Raw genomic sequence first — 23,489 nt, 5'->3', positions numbered from 1 at the left:
AAGAAGTCGTGGCAGCACCAGCGGCGTGCCTGGGGACACGCCGCGCATCATCTCGGGGGAACTGATGACGCACAACAAGAAGCGGCGGCAGCGGCGGGTGCAGGGTGGCTCAGCTGTCAGCATCCACGTCCGCACCACCAGGACGACCTACAGCCGTCTCGAGACCCAGGCTGAGCTCGCAAGGTTGTCGATTCCGCGGTACCTGGTCGAATCAGCGCTGCGTGAGTCAGCTGACGGTTGGAGTCTGCGCGAACAACGTTGGTGGGCGGAACGACTCGACACCGTCGAGACAAGGCTCATCCGGATCGGTACCAACCTCAACCAGATGGCCGCACGGACCAACAGCACGGGGCAAGTACCAGGCGGGCTTCCAGCAGCGCTGGCCTACTTCACCGCGACCTTGGAAGAGCTCCGAACGATCCTCGCTGCAATCGACCCTGCCGACTCGTCACGGGATCCGAAGACGTGATCGCCAAGGCGCCGGCGAAAGGCAAGTACGGAGCAGACACGTACGGACTCCTGCGGTACCTCTTCGGTCCGGGGAAACAGAACGAGCACACCAACCCGCACCTCGTGGCGTCGTGGGATCCCGAATGGCTCTCTGGCGGGATCTTTGCGGCTCGACGCCGAGGCTGGATGGCTCGCTTGGCCCGTGAGATCGATGCGCCGATGACGGGACACGGCGTGATGCTGCCTGGCGGGCACGTCTACCACGTCGCATTGTCGATCCCGCGCCAAGACGGAGAACTCGGCGACGGCCGCTGGCGTGAACTCGCGGAGGACGCTGTTGCCCGACTTGGATTCAGCCCCGACGGTGAGGGCCGCGCCGGCTGCCGATGGGTCGCAGTGCACCATGGCCTGAGCAAGGACGGCAACGATCATATCCACCTCGCGGTGAATCTGGTCCGGGGCGACGGCACCGTTGCCGACACCTACCGGGACTGGCCCCGTTGGCGACAGTGGTGCATGGATGTCGAACAGCGTCTTGGACTCACTCCGACGTCGCCAGCGAACAAAACAGCGGCAGTGCGTCCATCACGCGCCGAGGTAGAGAAGGCAGCCCGCGGGCCACAGCCTCGACCTAGCCGTGACTTTCTGCGCCTGGTGGTCCGTGGTGTAGCGGCTGAAGCTTCCACAGCGGCGGAGTTCATCGGGTTGCTTGAGCGCGAGCCGCTGGTGTCTGTGCACGCACGCTGGGATTCGGAGAACCGGTTGACCGGCTACCGCGTGGCGTTGTTCGCGGACTTGAGCGCGAGCTCGGAAGACGGCCGGGTCTGGTTCGGCGGCAGCCGACTCGCCCACGATCTGTCCGCGCCGAAGTTGATGCACAGATGGGCCAGCACCCGCGGGCCGGCCGATTTGAACGACACGACAGGTTTGTCGCGCAACGCTCATGTACTGGACATGGCTGCGGAGGCGACGCACAGCGCCTGCCGCCACATGAAGGCGCTCGTTGAAGCCGAAGACACGTCGGCTGGAAGTGGCGGCGACGACGTCGCTCATGCGGCGGCCGACATGGTCATCGCGGTGTCGAAAGCAATCGACGGACCAGTATCGGGACCGTTGAGTGATGCGGTGGCAGCTTATGAGTGGGTCGCTGTAACGCCTCATCGCGTTCAGCCCGTTCATTGGAAGGGCGTTGCCATCGAGTTGCGCCGAGCGGCGCGCTCACTGCTCAAGGCAGGTGTGTTGTCGAGGCGCGCTCGAACCGGCCCAGGGGCGGTAGCCCTCGTGCTCGCTCTTGTTGCACTTGTAGCCGAGATCGCGGCGTGGCGCGAGCAGGCAGGACAGCTCCGGCAAGCTGCTGAGGCGCGTCAGGCTGCCGGTTTCTTGAACTCGCACAGCATTGTCCAGGTGCAGCGTTCCTCCACAGCGCAACTCGGTTCCTCGCAGATGCCTTCATCCGAGAGGCCGGCCCTGGGCAGGCGACTGAACCAGCAGCCCAGGGCAGGTCGCCCCACGATCGGAGGACATGAACAACCACGAGGCTCGGATCGCGGTCGGGCGCGGTAATGGAGTGTCGAAGCGGCGGTTGCGCGTCAGCGGCAGTTAGATCAGCCGACTGGTGTAGCCAGCCGCAACGAGCCTCTGGAACGCGTCGTCCACGTTGCCGGGCATGTCCTGCTCGATGGCGAATCCTCGTCGGGCGTACTCGGTGATGCGCTGGGTGTCGCCGACCAACATGTTGATCACGCGGTCGACGTCGCCGATGCCGGCGATGTACTCATCGAGCGGTAGCGGCTGAGACGAGCACACGACGTTGATCTCAGGCCACACCTTGCGGCAGGTCGCATAGGCTCGTCGCTGCTGGTAAGGCCGAGAGATCAGCATGACCGACTCCGGTCGGACTCCCGCCTCGGCAAGGATCCGGCGACTGTTGGTGAGGTTCTGGCTGGTGTTGGTGGCCTGGGTCTCGATGCTGATCACCTCGGCGGGTACATCGAGAGTGATGGCGTGTTCGCGGTAGTGCACGGCTTCACCGCGAGGGAATCGTTCGATAGTGGTGGGCGCATTGGCGCCGGTGAACACAATGCGCGGGAACATGCCCTGGTGATATAGCTCGGCGGTGTACGTGGCGACACCGAGGTCGTGGCTGCCCAGGCCGATGCCAACGTCGCAGCGGCGAGGTTCGTGACCCATGTCGTGGTATGCCCACAAGGTCTCGACATCCGCGCGCAAGTCTGGGGGAAGCATGGTGGTCGCCATGCCGAGGCACCTTACGGCTGACGAGGGTCGGTGCCGCGCACACCCATCCGGTAAGCCAGCTCGACGGCGCGGGTGGCAGGACGGGGCAGTCTGATCATCTCGCGGACGAGGATGCGGGACAGCCGGTGGTACCGGACTTGTTCAGGTGCGTCCTGCTCAGCGGCAAGGAGCACAGCGAGTGCTTCGTCAACGCGGTTCCACCGGACGTAGGCGCGAGCGGTCTCGATGGCGTGGCGGACGCGCCGTTCGGTCGGAAGACTGCGGGTGTCGACGCGGGGACCGAGGTCGACCGCGACTTGAACATCACCGAGTTCCATCGCGGCGGTGACCCGGTGGATCTTGACGTTGGTGGGGCCGAACGCGGTCCACAGGTAGTTCGCGTCGCGGCCCAGTCGGTTTGCGGCCTGGTCTGCCTCGGTGAGGAATGCCGTGGTGCCGGCGCGGTCGTCTCGGCGGGATGAGGCGACCGCGCCGGCCAAGTGCAGCATTCCATAGACCGAGAGGTACTCCGGGGTCGCAATGCCGAGGCCGGATTCGAGATGATCTGCGGCGGCTCGGGTCAGCGCGATGGCCTGCTCGAACTCGCCGATGGACAACAGCGCGTGTGCCACCGACCGATACAGCGAGCCGATCATCAGAATGTCGCCGCTGGTGTTGGCGGCGGCAAGGCCACGGCTCGCAGAGATTGCCGCGAGATCGGCTTCGCCGAGCTTGGTCAGCAACGCGGTGGCCAACTGGTGGGCAGCAGCCGCGAGTGCGTGCGCGCGGAGCCCGTCGTCGCTGGTGGTGCCGTAGTGCTGACAGGCAGCCTGGGCATCGGTGATCAGGAGCGGCAGGCGTTGGGTGAGCCGGGCGTAGCGAGAGTTCTGGTAGTCGCTCCACTGCTCATCGATGTTGAGGGCCAGAGTGTCCAGCCGGATCGGCTCTCCTGGCCGTGGCCCGGTCAGGAACTGGCGGTGGTCCATGAGCGCCACCCTGAGTGCGGGGACAGTCCGCCGACCGGGTTCGTCTGCCCAGGCCATCAGTACCGGTTCGCCGATCAGGTCGCCGAGGGCGACGTCGAGCGCGTAGGCAAGGCGGCGCAGCACCGAGAGTCGGTCCAGCGGGAGCACGTCGTGCTCAACCTTTCGCAGCCAGTCCTCGGTGCGACCCACGAGCCCGGCCAGGACGACCTGGGTCAGGCCCCGCCGCTGCCGGTAGAACGCGACGCGTTCCCCGATCGTCATGCCGTCGGTCATTCCTCGCATGGCGTCCACCCTCGCATCCATGCAGGTGAGGACCCCAGAGAAATCCTCCCGGTTCACGCCGCTGGACGTACCTAGCGTCTGCGATGACGCCGTGTGACACCTCGCTTGCACGGGCAACGTGTCTGAGCTCGTCCACAAGGGAGCGGCCATGAGCGAGAGGCCTCAACCTGGCCAGTTGGGTGAACACCCGACTCAGTGGTGGGACACCCATGCGGAAGGTACTCAAGGCCGTCCCCGCCCCGGCACACGTGTACTTGTCCGGAACCGAGACGGGGACGTCCGTCAGGCCGGGACCGTGCAGTACTACGAGGGAATCTGGCCACACCAGCACTCTTTCCCCGTCAGGTGGGACCACGGCGTGCACGGGTCGTTGTGCACCAGCCACGAGGACATGCCGCTGGGCTGGGATTACGAGGATCCAGCAGACAAGGCAGCGGCCGTCAGACGTCGCACAGGCCGGTGCAGCGAGCTCGCGTCATGATCGCCGCCGCCGGAGACGTTGAGCAGACGGTCGTACTGCCAGCCGTGGCCAATCAACAAGCGAACGACAACGGTTCGAAGATCGCCGCTGGCTGGTTCCAGCACTACCTGCACCTAGTGGACCGGGTGTTTCCGCGCACGCTGGTCACGCGAGACGGCAGGACTGTCCAATTCGCCGCCTGCAAGTTCGCCGTCCGACCTCCAATACCCGACGTGATGCAACCGGCCTGGCCGCACTGCCCGGTGTGCTGGCCGTGCAGAGCCGGCCATTGGTTCGTGTGGAAGTACCTGCCCCACGGAGTGGTCCCGCGCTGCATTCGATCTGGCTGCGATCGCGACGAGACCGATGTTCGCGATCCCGTCACCGGCGGCTACCTGCCCTGCATTGGGCACGACGCCGCGGGGAACTGAGCCACCGATGTCCATACCCCTCAAGGAGGCGAAGTCCCACCACTATGACCGGCTGTAGTGCCGCCGCAACCGTTTCGTATTAAGGGAAACCCCTGCTTGACAAGCAAGCAGGCACATGGAGGAACCACTGATGTCTGCACCAACCATCGACACCGTCGCCGACTCGGACTTCGACCTCGACCTGCGGATCACCACCACGGCCACTCCAGGCGTGGCATCCGCCTGCGACACGAGCGACGGCTGCGATCCGACGTGCGCGTCCTCGTGCATCAGCGCCGTCTGACCTGACTGCACCTGAGCTGGGGCACGGGCCGCGCTGTCCGTGCCCCAGCTTCGCCACCGGATGACGAACGCGAGGACAGGATGAGTACTCGGAAGAGCGCGTCGACCTACAGGCACCGCGGAATTGCCTTGCTTCGCGCCGCGGCAGTCCCGCTTCACCGACTGCCCGCACAGTGGCCAGACCTGTCCGACACCCAGGCGTGCCGCGAATGGCTGCTGGAGATGTCAATGCACACCGAACTCGCCGACGCGATCGGCCATGCGAGCCCAGGACTCGCCGCTCAACTGCTGACCGACACCGGCACAATTGAGTCCAAGCAGGTCCGACGCGTCACCCTGTCCGTGATCCGCTACTTGCTGCGCATCACTGGTCGCCACACCCCGTTCGGTTTGTTCGCAGGAGTCGCGCCGGTCGCTGTCGGTGGGCCAGCCACTGAGAGCCGATGGGGTTCAGAACACCAGGCCTTCGCTCGCGTCGACGCGGTGTGGCTCGCAGATCTCATCGACCGACTTGAAGCGTGCCCCGAGCTTCTGTGTCGGCTCGACGTCGTGTTCACCAACCTCGCGACCACTCGTGGCGGGCGATTGGAGGTCCCCCAAGGACCCAACACGGTGACCGCACGCAACACCCTTGCCCTGCAAGCGGTCCAGAACGCTGCAAGCACACCCATCCACGTTGCTGACCTCATTGACAAGCTGGCCGCGGAGTTTCCGGCTGTAGAGCACGACACCATCAGCGCCATGCTCACAACCCTTGTGGGCCAAGGTTTTCTTACCACCAACCTACGAGCGCCGCTGACCATCACCGACTCCCTTGGCTACCTGGTTGATCGCCTGCGCACCGCCAACGCCGGCGCGATCCCTTCTGTAACAGCGATCCTCGTCGAGCTGGAGCGGGTGCAGGAAGACCTGCGCAGCCACAACCAGCCCGGCACAGACCAGGCGGCCCAGCGCGACCTGCGGGAGGCATTGACCGGACTGATGCGGACACTGTCGAGGGCCGGGCGCGTCCCACTGTCTCTCGACCTCCGCTTGGACGCCGAAGTACGGCTTCCCGAACAGCTTGCGCACGAGGTCGAGCAGGCTGCCAGCGTGCTGGCGCGCCTGTCGAACCAGCCGACCGGGAACCCGGTCTGGCGAGACTTCTACATCGCGTTCTGCGAACGCTTCGGCACCGGTGCTCTCGTGCCGTTGGCCGATGTCGTCGACCCGGATGCGGGACTTGGCCTCCCACACACCTATCCCGGCAGCGTTCTCCCGCTACCGTCAGAAGGATCGTCCGAACGCGAGCAGAAGCTCCTCGCACTTGCTTGGACCGCGTGGTCCGATGGCACCGGTGAGATCGTCCTCACCGAGGACACCATCGTTGCGCTGACCGTGGGTGACCCTGCCTCGCAGCGACGGATTCCTGCACACGTCGAACTCGCTGCCCGAGTGCACGCAGCCAGCGCGGACGCATTGCGCCGCGGCGACTACAGCTTCACCGTCGCGCCCGCCCGATCAGCGGGAACCTTCACCTCGCGCTTCACCACCATCGCGTCCGACTCCGGGCTGGAGTGCCTGTACGCCGACGCGCCTGCCAGCGCCAGTGGAGCGCTGCCTGTGCAGCTGTCGTTCTCGCCGATCTACGCGACCGGCGAGAACGTCTGCCGGGTCCCTGCCTATCTGCCTCACCTGCTGTCCCTGGGAGAACACCGGGCACAGCACCCCGAACAGCTGGTGATCGCACCAGACGATCTGGCGATCATCGCGACCCGCGACGGACTGCACCTGGTCAGTCTCTCCATGGGGAGGGTGATCGAGCCCCAGGTCTTTCACGCACTCGCCCTGGACAAGCAGGCGCCGCCACTGGCTCGATTCCTCGCCAATCTCACCCGCGCGCTGGGAGCCACGTGGCACGAGTTCGACTGGGGCTCGCACGCTCAGCAACTGCCGGTGCTGCCGCGTGTACGGCACGGCCGCGCGGTACTCAGCCCAGCCCGTTGGCGGCTCGATGTCACAGACCTTCCCGCCAGCCTCGACGATGACCAGTGGACGGCGCGCTTCGGTCAGTGGCGTCGTCGGTGGCGATGCCCTGCCACGGTGGAACTACGCGATGCCGACCGCTCCTTGCGACTCACTCTCGACGAACCAGCCCACGTGGCGATTCTTCACACCCACCTGCGCAAGCACGGCCACGCCTTGCTGCTCGAAGCTGCCTCCGCGGAGGCGTTCGGATGGGCGGGCGGGCGCGTTCACGAGATCGCCGTGCCCCTGTTCTCCGACCAGCCGCAGACACCATCGCCACCGGTTGCGAGCAGGCCTGTGCTGACCAATGGCGGCCATGGCCAGCCACCAGGGGCAGCGAACAGCACCTGGCTCTATGCCAAGGTCTTCACCCACCCCGACCGAATCAACGAGATCATCGCCGGCCGGATCCCACACCTTCTACAGGCGATTGGCTCCGACACCCGCTGGTGGTTCGTGCGCTACCGCAGCCCGCATGAAACCGACCACATCCGCCTCCGCCTGGCCATTTCTGATCGTGACGCTTACGCCCGCAGCCTGGCCGCGCTCGGCGACTGGGGACAGCAACTCCGCGTTGACGGCGTGGCCGGTCGGCTGGCTGTCGACACCTACCTGCCGGAGATCGGCCGCTACGGTTGCGGCGCGAAGATGATCGCCGCCGAGAACGTGTTCGCCGCAGACTCTGCCGCTGTGGCCGCTCAGTTGCGGCACAACTCGAGCCTGGGCGCTGATACCGCCGTCGGACTGCTACTCGGCCTGGTGGACATCGTGGCCGGGTTCTTCGGTGACCAGACCGCCGCGATGACCTGGCTTCGCACCCGGCCCGCCCTTCCAGGAACGGGTCCAGCTGACCGCGCCGTGCTCTCCGATGCGATCCGCCTCGTCCAGGGCGATGTCGGCGACCGGCCTGGATGGACCGGACAAGTCGCCGAGACCTGGGCACGCCGCGCCGCCGCGCTTGCCGCGTACCGGACGCAACTATCAGCCGACACCGATACCGACGCCGTCTTGGAATCTTTGCTGCACATGCACCACAACCGTGCAGCCGGCATCGACCGTGACGCTGAGAACGCAACGCGGCGCATGGCACGGCACCTCGCGCAGGCCGTCCACGCCCGTCAGCCGGAGGCCAGCCGATGAACCTCGCTGAACTCGACCTTCCACCGGGCGACGCCGCGCCGGGCTGGGGCCAGTCGTTGTCCACTGGTGCAGCCGGAATCACCCTGCTGCACCTGGAGAACGTGCACACAGCTGCGGGTGACTGGAGCGTGGCTCACCAGTGGGCTCGTGCCATGATCCGCGACTCAGTGACCGCCGACCCTGACACTGCGGCGCTCTTCCGAGGAGTACCCGCCGTCGCGTTCACTCTGCACTCGGCGCGGCAACCTGCCTACGCCGAAGTTCTTCGCGCACTCGACGAGCACATCGCCACGATTACGCGCCACCGGCTGCGCCAGGCACACGACCGCATCGACCGCGGACAGCTCCCACGGCTTCGAGAGTTCGACCTGATGAGCGGACTCACTGGCCTCGGCGTCGGGCTGCTACACCGAGACCGTCACCCCGAGTTGCTGCGTGATGTCCTCGCCTACCTGGTGCGGCTCACCGAGCCGATCACCACCAACGGCGAGCACCTGCCTGGATGGTGGAGCGAGGACAGCCCCAACGGGCAACCCTCCAACGATTGGCCTGGCGGCCACGCCAACCTAGGGATCGCGCACGGCGTCGCCGGGCCGTTGGCGCTGCTGGCCACCGCCAGCAGGCGAGGAATCTCGGTTACCGGACAGACCGAGACGATCAGCCACATCGCGACCTGGTTCGACCGGTGGCGCAACGGCTCCGGCTACGACGCATGGTGGCCAGGCATGATTTCCCGCGCCGAATGGCACGACCAGGCGCTGTGGCAATCGGGACCCCAACGCCCCTCCTGGTGCTACGGCACCCCTGGTCTCGCACGGGCACAACAACTCGCGGCGATCGCGCTTGGCGAGCCAACACGGCAACGCGCCGCCGAGCATGCCCTCGCCGGATGCATCAGCGACGAGAGACAACTCGCGCTGTTGAGCGATCCGTCGCTCTGTCACGGCTGGGCCGGACTTCTGCAGGCCACCCGCCGCACAGCCGCCGATGCCATCGACGACCGCCTCGCCGAGCAGCTACCCGCACTGCATGCACGGCTGACCAAGCACCTGCACGACAACGGCCAATCCACCGTGCCCGGACTGCTGGAAGGCGCGGCTGGCGTGCTGCTCGCACTGCACGCGACTACGACCTCAGACCTCGTCACCCGATGGGATGCCTGCCTGCTGCTGGAGGGCTGACCCGCACCTCAGAACCCGCTCTTGACCAATCGCAACCCGCTAACATCCGGCCGCCCGCACAGAAGGAAACGATGAACGCCACCACCGACACCACGCCCGAGGCGCTGCGCGCCGCCATGGTCGACCGCATCAAGAAGGCCGGCCACGCCCGAACCCCAGCGGTGGAACATGCGCTTCGCACCATTCCCCGCCACCTCTTCGTCCCGGAGGCGACCACCGAGGACGCTTACGCCAACGTCGCAGTGATCACCAAACGGGATGACGACGGCACACCGCTCAGCTGTGCCTCTGTCCCCACCGTGGTCGCCATGCAACTCGACCAGCTCGATGTCCAGCCCGGCCACAACGTCCTCGAGATCGGCGCAGGCACCGGTTACAACGCTGCCCTCCTTGCCGAGCAGGCCGGTCCGAGCGGTCACGTCACGACCGTCGACATCGATCCCCAGGTCACCTCGGGGGCACGGCGCGCACTTGATGAGAACGGCTTTCCACAGGTTGAGGTGATCACCCGGGATGGATCGCTTGGTGCATCCGAGAATGCTCCGTACGACCGGATCGTCGTAACTGTCGGCGCTTTCGACATCCCGGCCGCCTGGCGTGACCAGCTCAAGCCCGGCGGTCGGCTCATCGTGCCGCTACGCTGGCGGGGCCAGACCCGTAGCGTCGCCTTCGTTCGCGACGCCGACCTGTTGGTCTCGGATTCGATGCGGTTGTGCGGCTTCGTGCCCATGATCGGTCAGGACAACGAAGTGTCAGGCAACGTCGATGCTGCAGGGCACGTCACCCTGTATTGGGACTCCGATCAGGACATAACTCTCGTCGACCTTTACGGCGTGCTCAGCCAGCCGAAGACGCCGGTCTGGTCGGGTGTCACCGTTAGGGGAGAAGAGCCATTCGACGGCATCTGGCTGCGTATGACGGGAACGGAGGCGGGAACCTGCCGAATTGCCGCCGACACCACCGCAGTCGCCGAGCACTTCTGCAATCCAGCTATCCGTGACCGCAGCCCTGCCCTTGTCGAGGGCAGTTCGCTGGCTTACCTCACCTACCGCCGGGTTGATGGCGGCGCGGAGCTCGGCGCGATCGGCCATGGGCCAGCTGCCCAGCAGCTTGGAGAGCGGTTCTGTCACCAGATTCGCGCATGGGGCAACGCCCGCGCCTTCGAGCCGATCATCACGGCCTGCCAAGCAGATACATCTTGCGATCAGGTCGATGTGGAACGCGTAATCACGAAGAGATGGGCTGTGCTTACCGTGTCGGTGTGATCCATCGATGCCGGCGTGCTGAAGCTGCAGATTTCTGTTGGTGGCCAGGTTGAGCTCCCCACTGGCGGCCAGTAAGTGGGGAGCTCAACCTGGACATTTACACGGTTACGTAGCGTGGCTCTCGGCCGACGTGGCCTTGGCCTGCGGAGAGCTGCCCGCCCATCGGCTGGAGTGGCTTCGGTCAGTTTTGCTGAGGCCGAGGGACCACCACTTTCGCCCGTCTTGGGAGCAGCCGACACCAGCACGGAAGTGGAACGGGTTATTACGCGGTCCGTTGGGCCGCCGCGTTCCTGAACGACCGCTCAGCGGCAGAAGCGGATTCGCTTGTTCGGTAGTTAATCGATGTGTGCTCGGGTGGCACATGATGTTCATGTGCTGAAGGGCAAGGTGGGGCGTGGTCGCCAGGGCTGAGGTAACGGGCGTGCCGGTGGGCTTGGGCGCGGGGGTAGCTGGCTTGGTCGCCAGGCGCGGCCCCTGCGGGGTAGGCGGTGGTGGCCAGGCGTCAGGGCCGAGAACCAGCGCCGCGACGTCGATGCCGAACGCGCCGTCGCGGCGAGCAAGCAGCCAGCGGCAACGATCTCCGATTGCCTCGTCAACCGCGTGCCTGCAGGCCACGAACCTGGGCGGGGCCGTCCTGGACGCCTGTCCGCACCATTCTCACGTGCATCGCTGCTATAACGCCGTGTAACACGCGATTGCCTCGCCACGGTTAACGGTGGGACGGCCTGATCATGTGATCGGCGGGCGACGCAGTGGGGAGGTTCGGGATGGGTGAGCAGATCGACTTGTTCGAGGCGTCGGCTTCGGCGGTCGGCTACCTCTATCAGCTCCGCAAGGCGCTCTACTTCTGCGTCGAACAGACAGGAGCCGGTCCCGACTGGTCCGTGGCCATCGAAGCGGGCGACGACATCGAGGTCCACGAGGACGCAGGGCCGGAGCTCTACCAGCTCAAGCACCGCGCCCCAGGCACCAAGATGACTGACAAGGCCACTGACCTGTGGAAGAGCCTGCGGATCTGGGCCACCGGTTGGGCCGAGTCTTCAGCCAGCCAGGATCACCCCACCTTTTTCCTGCTCACGACCGCCGAGGCTGCCGCGGAGGGCGCCGCTTACCACCTCCGGCCTCCGGGCCCTGGCAGCCCCCGGGACGAAGCGAAGGCGCTCAGACTGCTCGATGAAGCCCGTCGCACCTCCAGCAACGAAACCAACAAGTCCGCGTACAAGGCCTGGGACAAGCTAACGGCAGACCAGCGTCGATCCCTGCTCGAGCGGATTCGCGTGCTCGACGCGGCGCCCGACATCGACGAGACGACCGAGCGCCTCCAGCGCCTGGCGGGCCTCGCCGTGGGCCACGAACACGCCAAGGTCTTTCTAGAGCGCCTGGACGGGTGGTTCTTCCGCAGGGTCGTCGCCCAGTTGCGCGACCCTGCGTCGGGACCGGTGACCGGCTTGGAGTTCGACGTAGTGTTCAGCGAACGCCGCAAAGGCTTCGCCCCGGACAGCCTGCCCATCGACGACGACCTGCCTGAGACAGGCGGCACGAACCCCGACGGCGGAGAACAGGTCTACGTCCGGCAACTGCGCCTCGTGAATGTCGGCGACAACAGGATCCAGCAGGCGGTCAGCGACTACCTACGGGCGTTCACCCAGCGGTCGAGGTGGGTCAACGACAACCTGCTTCGGCCGGGTGAGCTGGGCAAGTACGAGAAGCTCCTCGTCGAGGAGTGGTCAAGCCGCTTCGAGGAGATGCGCGAGGAGTTGGGGCAAGGGGCCGCAGAGGAGGCCAAGGTCCGCGAGGCCCGCGCCATCTACCGGTGGGTCGATCGCGATGCCCGGTTCCCCATCCGGCCGGGATGCGACGAGCCGTTTGTCACCAAGGGCTCGTACCAGATCCTTGCTGACGAGCAGCGGATCGGCTGGCACCCCGAGTTCCAGGAGCGCCTCATTGCGCTGCTCGGGTCGGTGTCGAGCAAATGAGCAGCCCTGTCGAGTGGAGCAGGGAAGAGCGGGCGCTGTACAACCCGGCCTTCACCGCCCTGGTCTGCGCCCGCGTCGTCCAAGGCCACCTGGACGCGCACGAACGCCCCGGTCCGTTGCCCCTCGTGGTCGCCTCCGCTGTCATGGCGTTACAACCTGCGGTCCGGGACCTGCTACCGAACGCCAACGCCAACATGGCCCAGTGGGCAGAAACCAACGGGACCATCAAAGTTCACATGTCCGCCAACGCCCCCGGACTTCTCACCGTGGTGCGACCCGGACTGCTGTTCGCACTGCAGACCCAGGTCCTCGTTCTAGATGGGGCCGCACTCACCCTGCGCGACAAGGCCATTCCAAAGGGGATCCGGAACCGGTCACCCGAAGCCGCCGCGATCCAGAAGGCCGCCCACATGCTCGGCCGGTGGCTGCCCACCGGCGGACCCACCGCCACCGTCCTCACCCTGCTTGGAGTACGACCGTGACCTGGCAGCTCAAGTCCCTGACCCTGTACGGCAAGCAGCCCGGTCAGGTGCGCAGCCTGGAGTTCAACCTCGGCGAACTCAACATCGTCACTGGCGACTCCCTCACGGGCAAGACCTCCATCTGGGATGTCACCAACTACTGCATGGCCAGCAGCGGCGACAACTACCCCATCAGCGCGGGCAAGCTGCGTGAGTACGTCGACGTTTTCGCTGTGCAGATCGTCCGCGGCGACCGCCAGCTGTTCGTGGCCCGCCCTGCAGCGCGCGGAACCACCCCATCCCCCCAGCTTTGCCTGGTCTTCCAGCAGCCAGGGGATCTCCCGCTGGCTGCAGAGCAGATGCAGTTCACTTTCACCATCGAGGCCGCGCGCCGGCTGCTCGCCGAGTTCACGGGCATCGACCTCTCAATCCGCATGCCAACCACCCGGGGCAACACCATGGCCCCGTCCATCCGCCATGCCCTGTACTTCTGCATTCAAGCCCAAAACGTGGTGGCGAATCCCGACCACCTGTTCCACTCGCAGGGGGAGGACCACGGCCCCAGGACGATCCGCGACATCTTCCCCTACTTCATCGGGGCAGTGGATCCCGAACAGGCCTTGCAGCGTGCACAACTGCAGCGGATGAAGTCCGAACTGCGGAACCATGAGCGAGATCTCAACCAGCAGGAATCCGCAGCGCCCGCGTCCGGACAGGCCCGTGCCCTGGTAAGGGAAGCGGTCGAGACCTCGCTGCTCGACCCTCTGAACACCAACGACCTCACGCTGGACGACGCGCTCGCGCTGCTCGGCACCGCCGCCTCGGCACCCCTGCCCGGCCTGCCCGAGACCCCCGAGGACGAAGACGATCCCCTGGCCACCCTCTCGCAGGAGCGGGATCGACTGCGCATCGCCTTCCAGCAGACGCGCGCCCGGCTCACTGAACTCAGAAGCGCACTCCGCGACCGCAGCGAGTTCCTGACACAAGCACTCGACCACCGCGAACGCTTGACTTCTTTGTCACTGCTCAAAGTCAGCCCTGACACCTCTCTGGAAGCATGCCCGGTCTGCAACAGCGAAGTGACCGCCCCGAGCGCCGTCGCGACCGCACTGCGGACAGACCTGGAGGAGCTCAACGCCAACGTCGTCCACGTCAGCGACGACACCCCGCAGATCCAGGCCCTAATCAACGAGCAAGAAGAATTGCTCCGCGAGCACCGCCGCGCACTCGGCGCCAACCACGACGAACGCGGCGCACTTGAGGCAGGCATGCGCGAGGCCGCACGGTACCGCGACACCACGCTACGCGCCGCCGCCGTCCGCGGGCGCATCAGCCTGTTCCTGGAGAACGCCGCACGTTACACAGTCGCCCCCCGCATCCGCGACCAGCGCGAAAACATGCGCGCGGCCATCGAGGAACTGGAGGAGGCTCTTGGCCACGACGTGCAGGCCGACCGGGTCAACAGCAGCCTGTCACTGATCAACCAGAAGATCACCGCCAAGGCCCGCGCACTCGTCCTCGAGCACTCGGACGCCCCCATCCGGTTCGACCTGCGTCGCCTCACCGTCGTGGCCGACACCGACGACGGACCAGTCCCCCTCAAGGAGATCGGCGGCGGGCAAAACTGGCTGGGCTACCACCTGGCCGCGTTCTTGAGCCTGCACGAGTGGTTCATCGACCATAATCGGCCAGTGCCGCAGCTGCTCGTTCTCGACCAGCCTTCCCAGGTCTACTTCCCCGCCGACTACAAAGGAACAGACCTACAGCCAGCCGCAGAGTCTGACCGGACAGCTCTCCTGCGCGCGTACCAAGCCATCGCCAACACCATCACTACCGCGGACGGCAAGCTCCAGGTCATCGCCATGGAACACGCAGACCTGGAGCAACCAGTCTTCGCATCTGCGGTGATCCGGCGGTGGCGTGACGGCCAAGGCGCCCTGGTCCCGGCAGAGTGGATCACCGCAGGCTGACGCCAGGTCAGCCGGCCGCGGTGAGATCACCGGTCGAAGTCCTGCAGGGTAGAGACTCGGCGAATCACCAGGGGTTGACGGGGGCGCACCGGTGCCGTCAGCTCGACAAACACAGGACCGAACCGCAGGTCGCTGGGTGTCTCGGCTGCCGCCGCCGCGCTCCACCTGGTTAGTTCGATGACGTGCTCTTACAACGCCGCCGAGCTTGCGTCGCCGAGCTTGCAGGGTGGTCTTGTCGCTCGCAGCACGGTGGTCACACGACGATGGCAACTGACGGCTCTCTGAGCCACCGCGCCGCGCCGTGCTGGCTGTCCAGGCGCGATCAAAGTCGCGGCATGACTTGCATGGCTGCGGTGTCGGCGAACCTGCTGCGATCATTGACCGCGAAACTGCCGCACGCCGGTTCGTGCAGGTCAGTCTGTGTTCGAGGCCTGCACATTAGACATCAACCCCCCATCGCCTATCGCCTTGGGTAATCGTTAGATCACTCATAGTGCTCGTCGTGTTGAACACATGTTCGACACGCCGTGGGAGTGCGCGGAATTGTCGGTGCATGTGCTTATCGTGGTGTGCACGGTGCGGTGCGAGCTGATCACTCGAATGTGGACGACATGTCACACCAGGTGCAGGCCCGACAGCTCCGAGAACTGTCGTGGCACGTGACTGAGGTGTGTAAATGGATCTTAACAAGGCGTTCGACGACTACCAGAAGACGGTAGATGCCGATCATGACCAGGTTGTCGTCGCTAGGGATCGTCGAGACATCTTCAAGAAGGCGTTGAAGGGCGAATCAGACGTCGTCGAGGTGTTCGGCTCTGGGTCGTTGCGGCGCAGTACGCAGCTCAAGCCGGTACACGATGTCGATCTTGTTGTTGTGTTCGAAGGCGATGATCACCCTGAGTGGGGCTCGCCCGGCTCCTCTTCGGACGATGCGCTTGATCACGTGCGAGGGCGGGTCAATTCCCTGCTTGGAGCTACCAACGGGACCGTCGACAAGCTCGTTCGCCTGGCGAAGCCACGCGACCGAGCGGTGAAGTGCTTCGTTGACCCGCCTGAGCAGGATGACGCGTTTACCGTGGACGTGATGCCGGCTCTCAGGCAGGAAGACGGCACGCTATCGCTCCCGAGCAAGCTGGATGAGGAGTGGAGCACTGCGGACCCTGAGTACCTGATCAATGAGGTGGAGGTGCTTCAGGGAAAATGGTCCTACTTTCGCCCAATGGTGCGAGTGCTGAAGCAGTGGCGACACGGCGTACCGACCAAGGTCAAGTCGCTTGTGATTGAGGTACTTGCGTTGAAGTGCTTGCCGGTCGATCGCAACCGCCCGGAGGCTCTCAAGCAGTTCTTCACATCTGCGGCCGTCGAGGTTGGCTACGGCGTCGAAGATCCTGCGGGGCACTGTGGTGCCATCCAGCCTGACTTGGACATCGAAGTGTTGCGCTCCGCGCTAGAGGGAGCTCGTGACATCGCCGAGCAGGCATGTGCCGCAGCTAGTGCCGGTGACACTGATGAGGCAGCTGATCTGTGGCGCAAGGTCCTCGGCGATGACTTTCCGGCTCCTGAAGCCAAGAGCAGCGCTGCCACGGCAGGCGGACCTTACCTACTGGGTTTCCGGACTGTGAAGGACGCACCGCAGGGTTGATCATGAGCAACGCGGACAATCGCTCGACGGCGTGGTGGGAGTGCGAGCCGCGTCGGCTGGAACGTGACCGGCGTGAGATCCAAGCGGCATGTCCAAAGCTGGTTTGGGATCCACTGGGGGCTGGAGGGTGGCAGGGGTTCCTGCCTCTGTGGCCGTTTGATCGACCCGAGCCACCGCGGCTTCGTGACCTGATCGGCGGCCAGGGCATGCTGATCCGGGTGCTATACGGGCAGGCATATCCGATGGTTCCGCCTGCCATCTACCCGTTGGATCCGCGTCCAGAACTGTTCGAGTACACGCAAACCAGGTTTCACGTCCTCGGAGATGGAAGCCTCTGTTTGTTCCAAGACAACTCGGTGTGGACTGGCCGTGAGTCTGTTGTGGACCTCTTGCAGAAGGCGGCCGGCTGGCGCGTCGAGTACGCCCTCTTGAAGAGCGGGGTTGCTGAGGCGATGACCATCAACGGCATCGTCAGCGATGACAGTCGGGACTGTCTGGTCGATGAGGCCCTCGAAGCAAATGCTAACAAGGAGGAGCGAGCATGAGCGGCCGTCTGCTTGTGCTGGTTCCTGATGAAGCTGTAAGCCGGATGTGCGCGGGCGGCAACTGGGGAAAGGTCACGTACCAGGCGTCAGACCCGGATGGAGTCGGCGCTGTGATCGCTGTGTCCAACGGCAATGATCCTGTGATGCCGACTCCGCTGTCTCCGGCCAACCACTTCCTTCGTAGCGGTGATCAGCGAAGTGGCCATCGCTGGTACCGCGTCGGCGCCGACCTTCACGCCTGTTGGTGGAGAATGCGACGTGTTGCCGGCGCACTGCCCGTGGAGGCGTTTCAATCCGCAGTTCAAAGCGGGTGGCAAAACCCGTCATCGACTGGCGCTTACGTGGCCGTGACCTACTCGCCGGAAGCGCCGACTACATTTCCAGACGTTGGTGTGCCTGAGATTGCTGCCTGGTGGATCTCCGAGTCTGCCGTCACGGCTGTCGATGTCGAGGTTCAGTCTGCCGGATACGGCCTCTCTCAGCTGTCAGCGCATTGGCCGGTCGAGAAACTCGCGGACCTAACGGTGGTTCTCATTGGTGTTGGCAGCATCGGAGGTGCCGCGGCTCACGCGCTCGCGAGCTACGGGGTCGGTCAGCTGGTGTTGCTGGATCCAGACCGCCTACTCAGTCACAACGTGGTTCGCCATGTTGGTTCTTCACGGCATGTGGGCAAGCTCAAGGTCGATGTCGTGAGGGAACAGCTCAGCGAAGCTTGGCCTGATACACACGTCGAAGCGTTGCCCTTGAACGTCATCGTCGACGCTGATCAAGTGCGCCCTCTATTGCAGAATTCTCGGTTGGTGCTCTGTGCCGCCGATGGTGTGGCTCCACGCCGCGTGGTTAGCCACCTTGCGCGCCGGGCCAAGGTAGATGCACTCATGGCTTGTGTGTTGCAGGACGGTGTAACCGGAGAACTCATTCGATTGCGTCCTTGGCCGGACCATGGTTGTCTCACCTGCCGACGAGAAGCGTTGGTCGAATCAGGCGCTATGGACCCCGAGCCGGCGTTAGACCTTGGATACGGTACTGGTACAACGCATCGACCTATGACCGCTGTCGGTGGCGACCTTCACCTTGTCGGACAACTTGCAGCCAAGGTGGCGGTGGCAACTCTTCTTGAGCGATGTGGCGCGTCTGGTCAGACTTTGCTCGGTGAGCACGCGCTAATAGGCCTGCGACCACAGTTCGGCTGGGCTCCGCCATTCGACATTCATCGCAACACGGAGATCCGTTGGCTACCTCAGACGCCGCCCAGGGCTGGGTGCCCAACGTGTGAGGCCGCATGAAGGCTGAGGGGCAGCCGTTGCTTCGGGCGATCACGCTTTCCCGAGACGCGGCAACAACAATCGTCAGGATGGCCCAAGACTACGACGACGGCCTGGAGACAGGAGGGATACTCCTTGGGGAAGTGAGCAGCAGCATCGCGCATGTGCGCCACGCGGGTGCTCCAGGGCCAGCAGCAGTTCGCGAGGCCCACTACTTTCTTCGTGACTTGGCGCATGCTCAAAGCCTTGCTGCGGCGGCGTACGAGCGCGATGGAAGTGTATGGGTAGGTGAGTGGCATACGCATCCGTACTCGGGCTCGACGCCAAGCCCGCTTGATATCCAGACTTATCAGTCTTTGCTTGCAGACCCGGAGCTCCGATTCGATGTCGTACTAGCGATCATCCTGGGAAGGCCGGCCGCTGACTGCTTAAGTGGCTTCTCCATGATCGGCTGGGTCTGCACGCCGACCAGTATTCGGCCTGTTCCTGTCGCCGTAGCCGACGAGCCCGATCCTGTTGAGGGGGCGATGTTTTGACGCTTCCGTCTCCGTCGGCAGGCCCACCATCCCGTAGCGGCGTGCGTAGAAGTGGTGACCACTATCAGGATCTCGTGACGTGGTGTTCAGCGCTTCGGGTTGTTCAACCTCATGGCTCCTTCACTCAGCTGGAAATCGAGATCAACGGGGCTGGCAACGTTGATGATGTTGTTCTGCGCCGACTTGGACTAGGTGATCATTTCACGCAGGTGAAGTGGGCGACGACTACGTCTCTCATGGTGGATGAAGGATTTCTTACATCCCGCCCTCGCAAGGGTAGGTCGGTTCTGGAAAAGTTGTTTTCCAGCTACAAACTCTTGCGAGACCCGAGTCGGCCACCAAGGCTTGAACTGCTCACGAACAGAGTTCTTGACCCGCAGCATTCCTTGCTCAGCAAGATCGACGGGCGGACCGATCTTGTCGTGCCGTATGCACGTCTCGCCTCTAACGAGAGCGCGGCTGGCATGCAGTTGGCGGCGTGGGCTGACCACGTAGCGGCGAAACAGGAAGAGCTCCTGGAGATGCTCGACCACCTTGTGTTCCGCACAGGTTTCACTGTGGGGGGAGAGCGCGATCGAGCGCAAGTGCTCATGCTTGCTGCGGGACTCCGTCATGACGATGCTGCCCTTGAAGTAGGAATCGCGGCGGCCGCTGGCTGGGTACGCGCTGGTCGACGCGTTTTGACCGCAGAGGAGATCAGGCAGGAGATCGCCGCTTTGGGTCTTCAGCGAGGTCAGCGAAGCGCGATATTGCTGGTTCAAGCCATCGATCGAGACCCGCATCCCGAAGACGCAACGGAGGTCCTTGATTGGGTTGATTGTCACCGTGGCGTCAGTCCAATGAGTCGTGCTGCGCCGATCTCGCAGAATCAATGGACTGATATGGACAGCGAGCTTGAGGTGGCGGTTAGGCGACTTCGTGACGATGGTGTCCGCGATGTGCTCGTGCGTGGTGCCATGAGGCAGGCAACTTTCTTCCTTGTAGGCGCCAAACTCGCTCAAGTCACGGGTCGCACAGTCAGCTACCTGCAACAACGAGACCTGTGGGCTAGCAACGCTTCCTTCGTGCCCGTGCCGGGTTTGGGTCTGAAGAGGACGGAGATCGGACCTGGGCGCGCGTTGGCCGTTGCGGTTGGGATTGCTGTTGATCCGACGCGCGCTGTCGTCGACTACATTCGTGGCCAATCGATCGATGTAGCAGGCTTGATCACTTTGACTCCTGCTGGCGGCGCGCATGATCAGGCGATTGGCAGTGCCGGCGAAGCTGTTGCTTATGCTCAGGCCGTCCGAAACACCGTCCGACTTGAGCTTGAGCAGTGTCCTGCTGATCGCATACACCTTTTCCTTGCGGGTCCAGGGGGACTGGCGCTTCTGCTGGGACATCGATGGAACCGGCTAGCCCCGACTACCGTCTACGAGCACCTCGGTCCAGGACATGGGTACACGCCTGCGTTCTGCGTCGACGCTTAGAGTTCGCGTTCGCTAAAACGGGATGTCACGACGGTTCGATGACCAGCCGTGGATCAAACTGATGGCCAGACACCTCGCCGGGCACCCTGGCTCCGTTGCGGAAACGGGACGACACGCTTGCGCAGCGTGCACCAAGCCCATTAGCGACGCGCATCATTGCCAAGCTCATCGCGACGGTTCCTGAGGTGACATCGACCAAGATATGTGTGCCTTCGATCTTGAGCTCGCGAGCGGCCGCCGTGACGCCGGCCGCTTCGCGGATCACAACCGCAGGGTCGTATGCATCCGTGATGTACACCGGTACAAAAGCAATGCCGTCAGCATCGAATTCGTTGGATAGATTGTCGACGATTTCTCTGTCAACGTCCGGTGACACGACACCCAGAACAGTCTGAGGGCGAACGGAATGAACGAGAAACTCCACGACCTCCATCGCACGCGAACGTCGCGACACACGTTCGTACGGCAGGTGGCCGCCTCGGCGCAGACTGATCGCGACGATCAGCAGGTCTGCACGGTCAAGTGCTCCAAGGGGAGCACGAGCTCGGCGCGCGAGATCTCGGCGAGCGCGCGTTGCCTGGATGGCGTAGACCACGACACAGATCGCAACGACGACTGCGACCGCCCCGATGCGCAGAAGCGCATCTCGTTCTGGCTTGGCTGCATCCCCGAACAGGTCGACCGCTACATCGGGCAGCACCGGAGTCAGCAGGATGGCGACAAACACACTCTGCAAGTGCCGGCTAGCCCCGACCAGCGTGTCTGACATGTGCCTGATCATCGGTTCTCATCGCTCTCTGTTCTCGAGTAAGCGCTCACCAGGGTGACCACCACACGGTGTTCATCCATGAACATCGTGGTCGCGAGCTCCGTGGCCAGCCTTCATGTTGATCGTTGGTGCCACAGGCGATCAAGTCGTCTATGAAGATGGAGCCTAAAGCAGGCAACGATCAGCAGGGCACGTCACTGGTGACTCCGTCACCCTGCATCACTTGAACGGAGCGCATCGCGGACTTCGCGAGCGGCGTCGGTGCCGCACTGCAGAGCTTCACGCAAGCGTGTGGCGGATGGTGCGATTGGTAGCTGCCCATCGGCGATTAGCCGTCGAGCATGCTTCACAAGTAGGGCGGTACGAACATCGGTAGCCTGCTTCGCCGTGGTCGGCTCGTAAGAAGCGTTTTGGCTGTACCGGGCAGGAGTAGGGCCTACTGGTAGGGGGCCGTGGTCGAGGCTGGCGAACGAGGTCCAGATGATCGGCATGATGGTGACAACGCCGATGGCAACCAACGGACCGATGGCGTGAGCCAGGAGCTGCATTGGCTCGAAGCGGTCGACCTGCCACGGGGTGTACGGCCAGATGTTGAGCGTTAGCGTCACCGCAAGGGCGCTGATTTCCACCGCGGCCAGGTGTCGGTGCTTCAGCGTCCGGCCGCGTGCTGCGAGGTACGCCTTGGCGGCCACAGCGACCAGGAGCACGGCCGAGATGACCGGCTCCACAGCCCATGCTCCCCACCACGCCGCGTCCCGCTCGGTCATGGTTCGGGTGAGCGTGTGGTGCACGCCCGTCGTAGACCAACCCAGCGCGCCAACAAGAGCGGTAAGCGCGACGATGGTCAAGGAACGACGCACTCGTGCGGCCTGCCAGGCTCGTGCAGCAGGGTTTTGGGCGAGCGCGTGCAGCCGGGCAGCCTCTGCAGAGCGCTTTCGGGTACGCCGAACGCGGTCGGTGTCGACCAATAGCGGTGCGTCGTCAGCCTGGAGCGCCAGCAAGGCGTGGGCTTCGTTGACTTCGGCACGCAGCTCGCGGACTCGCTTGGTGACTGCGACCTCGGCGATCGAGGCATGACCAGCTACGTACTTCTCCACCTGCGCCACTGCGCGCTCCACCTCGTCGTCGCTTGGGCCGGGCATCGGAATGGCGGTGTTCATCGGGTGTCTCCGAACCGCCGTGGAGCGCAGCGAGGGCAAGGAGTCGAACTCGTGTGGTCTATGTCGGTCCAGATCACGCGGGCGGAGATTGGGTCGCCGGGACGGGCGTCGCATTGTCCGCATTCCGGCCGTGTCGTCGAGCGCCCAGCGGACACGCTCGACGACGGACGGTTCCTTGGAAGGTTGAAGGACGTTTCGGGCGTCGTGATGACGCCCCAACTCGTTGATGCTGACGCCCCCAATCGCCTCTGTTGACGCCCCATGCTGGTCGATGGGGCGTCATCCTGGCGCCCGTCCTCGGTACCTGTGGACTGCCGGGCGGACAGGACGAGGTTGTAGACCTGTGGCCGGAAGTTGGCTTCCTCGATGTGGGCGTCCCGCACGCGGGTGTTGCCTTTGCGGACCAAACCCAGCTCTTCCAAAGACCGCAGCGAGCGCTGGACGGTGCGTCGGGACAAGCGCGTGTAGCGCATCATCCGCTCGACCGAGGGGAACGCGTCACGGCCATCGGGGCCGGCGTGGTTGGCGAGCGCGATCAGAGTGATCGCCAACGTCGACCCGTCCTTGCGGTCGGCGGGGATTGGAGCGTGGTTGAGCGCCCAGTTGATTGCCTCGATGCTCACCTGTCACCGCCCATGCCGCGAGCGCGGTAGAAGAGGCTGGCGACCGTGCCGATCACGGACGTATCCCAGCCCGCCAGCCACTCGACGATCCGGCGGTCGTGTGCGCCTAGCTCGATGCCGTCCAGTGCCTCAAGAAGCGCGGCGACTTGGTCAGCGCGGTTGCGGGCGCGCCATTCATTGTTGGTCTCGCCAGGACGGTGATCGTCAGGCTTGTGGCTTTCCACGTTGAACGGCGGACGGATGCGTCGTGGCTCGCGGTGAAGCGGCGCCAGGACAACGGTTGGACGGACGGTGTTGCTCATGGAAGAAGGCCTCAGATGGTCGGGCCCTGTCTCACACATGTCTCACGGACAG

General features: G+C 64.5%; 21 protein-coding genes. 15 read left to right on the top strand and 6 right to left on the bottom strand.

Features of this window, described 5'->3' with window-relative positions; genetic code table 11:
* The first annotated feature begins 64 nt into the window (after positions 1-64).
* Complete coding sequence (locus tag ACZ7CF_RS04375; protein ID WP_470368794.1) at positions 65-469, top strand: plasmid mobilization protein; 405 nt, start codon at positions 65-67, stop codon at positions 467-469.
* Complete coding sequence (locus ACZ7CF_RS04370; protein WP_470368793.1) at positions 466-2,013, top strand: relaxase/mobilization nuclease domain-containing protein; 1,548 nt, start codon at positions 466-468, stop codon at positions 2,011-2,013. Before ACZ7CF_RS04375 ends, ACZ7CF_RS04370 begins: the two co-directional genes overlap by 4 nt.
* A 36-nt stretch (positions 2,014-2,049) precedes the next feature.
* Here the strand turns inward: ACZ7CF_RS04370 and ACZ7CF_RS04365 are convergent, their stop codons facing one another.
* Both ACZ7CF_RS04365 and ACZ7CF_RS04360 read right to left on the bottom strand, forming a co-directional pair.
* Positions 2,050-2,706 (bottom strand): YdcF family protein, encoded by a 657-nt coding sequence (locus ACZ7CF_RS04365; protein ID WP_470368792.1) that lies wholly within the window; start codon positions 2,704-2,706, stop codon positions 2,050-2,052.
* Positions 2,707-2,717: 11 nt separating this feature from the next.
* Positions 2,718-3,944 carry a helix-turn-helix domain-containing protein gene (locus ACZ7CF_RS04360; protein ID WP_470368791.1) on the bottom strand — a complete coding sequence of 409 codons (1,227 nt, stop codon included), beginning with the start codon at positions 3,942-3,944 and terminating at the stop codon, positions 2,718-2,720.
* Positions 3,945-4,430: 486 nt separating this feature from the next.
* Between ACZ7CF_RS04360 and ACZ7CF_RS04355 the strand changes: the two genes are divergently transcribed.
* The 13 genes from ACZ7CF_RS04355 to ACZ7CF_RS04295 all read left to right on the top strand — a co-directional run bounded on the left by ACZ7CF_RS04355 (position 4,431) and on the right by ACZ7CF_RS04295 (position 20,583).
* The gene (locus ACZ7CF_RS04355; RefSeq protein ID WP_285647308.1) at positions 4,431-4,844 is read left to right on the top strand and encodes a hypothetical protein; all 414 of its coding nucleotides are present in this window, start codon (positions 4,431-4,433) and stop codon (positions 4,842-4,844) included.
* A 130-nt stretch (positions 4,845-4,974) separates the two neighbouring features.
* Positions 4,975-5,127 carry an FxLD family lanthipeptide gene (gene fxlA / locus ACZ7CF_RS04350; RefSeq protein WP_211335582.1) on the top strand — a complete coding sequence of 51 codons (153 nt, stop codon included), beginning with the start codon at positions 4,975-4,977 and terminating at the stop codon, positions 5,125-5,127.
* Between the two features lie 227 nt (positions 5,128-5,354).
* Positions 5,355-8,273 (top strand): lantibiotic dehydratase, encoded by a 2,919-nt coding sequence (locus ACZ7CF_RS04345; RefSeq protein ID WP_470368790.1) that lies wholly within the window; start codon positions 5,355-5,357, stop codon positions 8,271-8,273.
* Positions 8,270-9,454: a lanthionine synthetase C family protein gene (locus tag ACZ7CF_RS04340; protein WP_470368789.1), complete on the top strand. Its 1,185-nt coding sequence runs from the start codon at positions 8,270-8,272 to the stop codon at positions 9,452-9,454. The genes ACZ7CF_RS04345 and ACZ7CF_RS04340 overlap by 4 nt, the downstream gene beginning before the upstream one ends.
* A 71-nt stretch (positions 9,455-9,525) precedes the next feature.
* Positions 9,526-10,719: a methyltransferase, FxLD system gene (fxlM, locus tag ACZ7CF_RS04335; protein WP_470368788.1), complete on the top strand. Its 1,194-nt coding sequence runs from the start codon at positions 9,526-9,528 to the stop codon at positions 10,717-10,719.
* Between the two features lie 767 nt (positions 10,720-11,486).
* Positions 11,487-12,695: an ABC-three component system protein gene (locus ACZ7CF_RS04330; RefSeq protein WP_470368787.1), complete on the top strand. Its 1,209-nt coding sequence runs from the start codon at positions 11,487-11,489 to the stop codon at positions 12,693-12,695.
* Positions 12,692-13,177, top strand: a complete 486-nt coding sequence (locus tag ACZ7CF_RS04325) for a three component ABC system middle component (protein WP_470368786.1) — start codon at positions 12,692-12,694, stop codon at positions 13,175-13,177. The genes ACZ7CF_RS04330 and ACZ7CF_RS04325 overlap by 4 nt, the downstream gene beginning before the upstream one ends.
* Entirely contained in the window at positions 13,174-15,126 is a 1,953-nt protein-coding gene (locus ACZ7CF_RS04320) for a DUF3732 domain-containing protein (protein ID WP_470368785.1), read from the top strand. Before ACZ7CF_RS04325 ends, ACZ7CF_RS04320 begins: the two co-directional genes overlap by 4 nt.
* A 676-nt stretch (positions 15,127-15,802) precedes the next feature.
* The gene (locus ACZ7CF_RS04315; RefSeq protein ID WP_470368784.1) at positions 15,803-16,768 is read left to right on the top strand and encodes an SMODS domain-containing nucleotidyltransferase; all 966 of its coding nucleotides are present in this window, start codon (positions 15,803-15,805) and stop codon (positions 16,766-16,768) included.
* Between the two features lie 2 nt (positions 16,769-16,770).
* Complete coding sequence (locus ACZ7CF_RS04310) at positions 16,771-17,313, top strand: hypothetical protein (protein WP_470368783.1); 543 nt, start codon at positions 16,771-16,773, stop codon at positions 17,311-17,313.
* A complete protein-coding gene (locus tag ACZ7CF_RS04305; RefSeq protein WP_470368782.1) occupies positions 17,310-18,599 on the top strand; it encodes a HesA/MoeB/ThiF family protein in 1,290 nt (429 codons plus the stop codon). Before ACZ7CF_RS04310 ends, ACZ7CF_RS04305 begins: the two co-directional genes overlap by 4 nt.
* Entirely contained in the window at positions 18,596-19,114 is a 519-nt protein-coding gene (locus tag ACZ7CF_RS04300) for a Mov34/MPN/PAD-1 family protein (protein WP_470368781.1), read from the top strand. Before ACZ7CF_RS04305 ends, ACZ7CF_RS04300 begins: the two co-directional genes overlap by 4 nt.
* Before the next feature lie 236 nt (positions 19,115-19,350).
* Positions 19,351-20,583 carry an SAVED domain-containing protein gene (locus ACZ7CF_RS04295; protein WP_470368900.1) on the top strand — a complete coding sequence of 411 codons (1,233 nt, stop codon included), beginning with the start codon at positions 19,351-19,353 and terminating at the stop codon, positions 20,581-20,583.
* A gap of 25 nt (positions 20,584-20,608) precedes the next feature.
* On the opposite strand, the gene ACZ7CF_RS04290 is transcribed toward ACZ7CF_RS04295, so the two are convergent.
* The 4 genes from ACZ7CF_RS04290 to ACZ7CF_RS04275 all read right to left on the bottom strand — a co-directional run bounded on the left by ACZ7CF_RS04290 (position 20,609) and on the right by ACZ7CF_RS04275 (position 23,437).
* Positions 20,609-21,352 carry a hypothetical protein gene (locus tag ACZ7CF_RS04290; protein ID WP_470368780.1) on the bottom strand — a complete coding sequence of 248 codons (744 nt, stop codon included), beginning with the start codon at positions 21,350-21,352 and terminating at the stop codon, positions 20,609-20,611.
* 209 nt (positions 21,353-21,561) lie between these two features.
* Positions 21,562-22,512 (bottom strand): hypothetical protein, encoded by a 951-nt coding sequence (locus ACZ7CF_RS04285; protein WP_470368779.1) that lies wholly within the window; start codon positions 22,510-22,512, stop codon positions 21,562-21,564.
* Positions 22,509-23,135: a helix-turn-helix domain-containing protein gene (locus ACZ7CF_RS04280; protein ID WP_470368778.1), complete on the bottom strand. Its 627-nt coding sequence runs from the start codon at positions 23,133-23,135 to the stop codon at positions 22,509-22,511. Before ACZ7CF_RS04280 ends, ACZ7CF_RS04285 begins: the two co-directional genes overlap by 4 nt.
* Positions 23,132-23,437, bottom strand: a complete 306-nt coding sequence (locus ACZ7CF_RS04275; RefSeq protein WP_470368777.1) for a hypothetical protein — start codon at positions 23,435-23,437, stop codon at positions 23,132-23,134. The genes ACZ7CF_RS04280 and ACZ7CF_RS04275 overlap by 4 nt, the downstream gene beginning before the upstream one ends.
* Positions 23,438-23,489 lie beyond the last annotated feature (52 nt).

This window comes from Lentzea sp. NPDC036955 (genome assembly GCF_055608005.1).
Note: the sequence above shows the minus strand (reverse complement) of the source record. Positions and strands in the feature narration are given on the sequence as shown.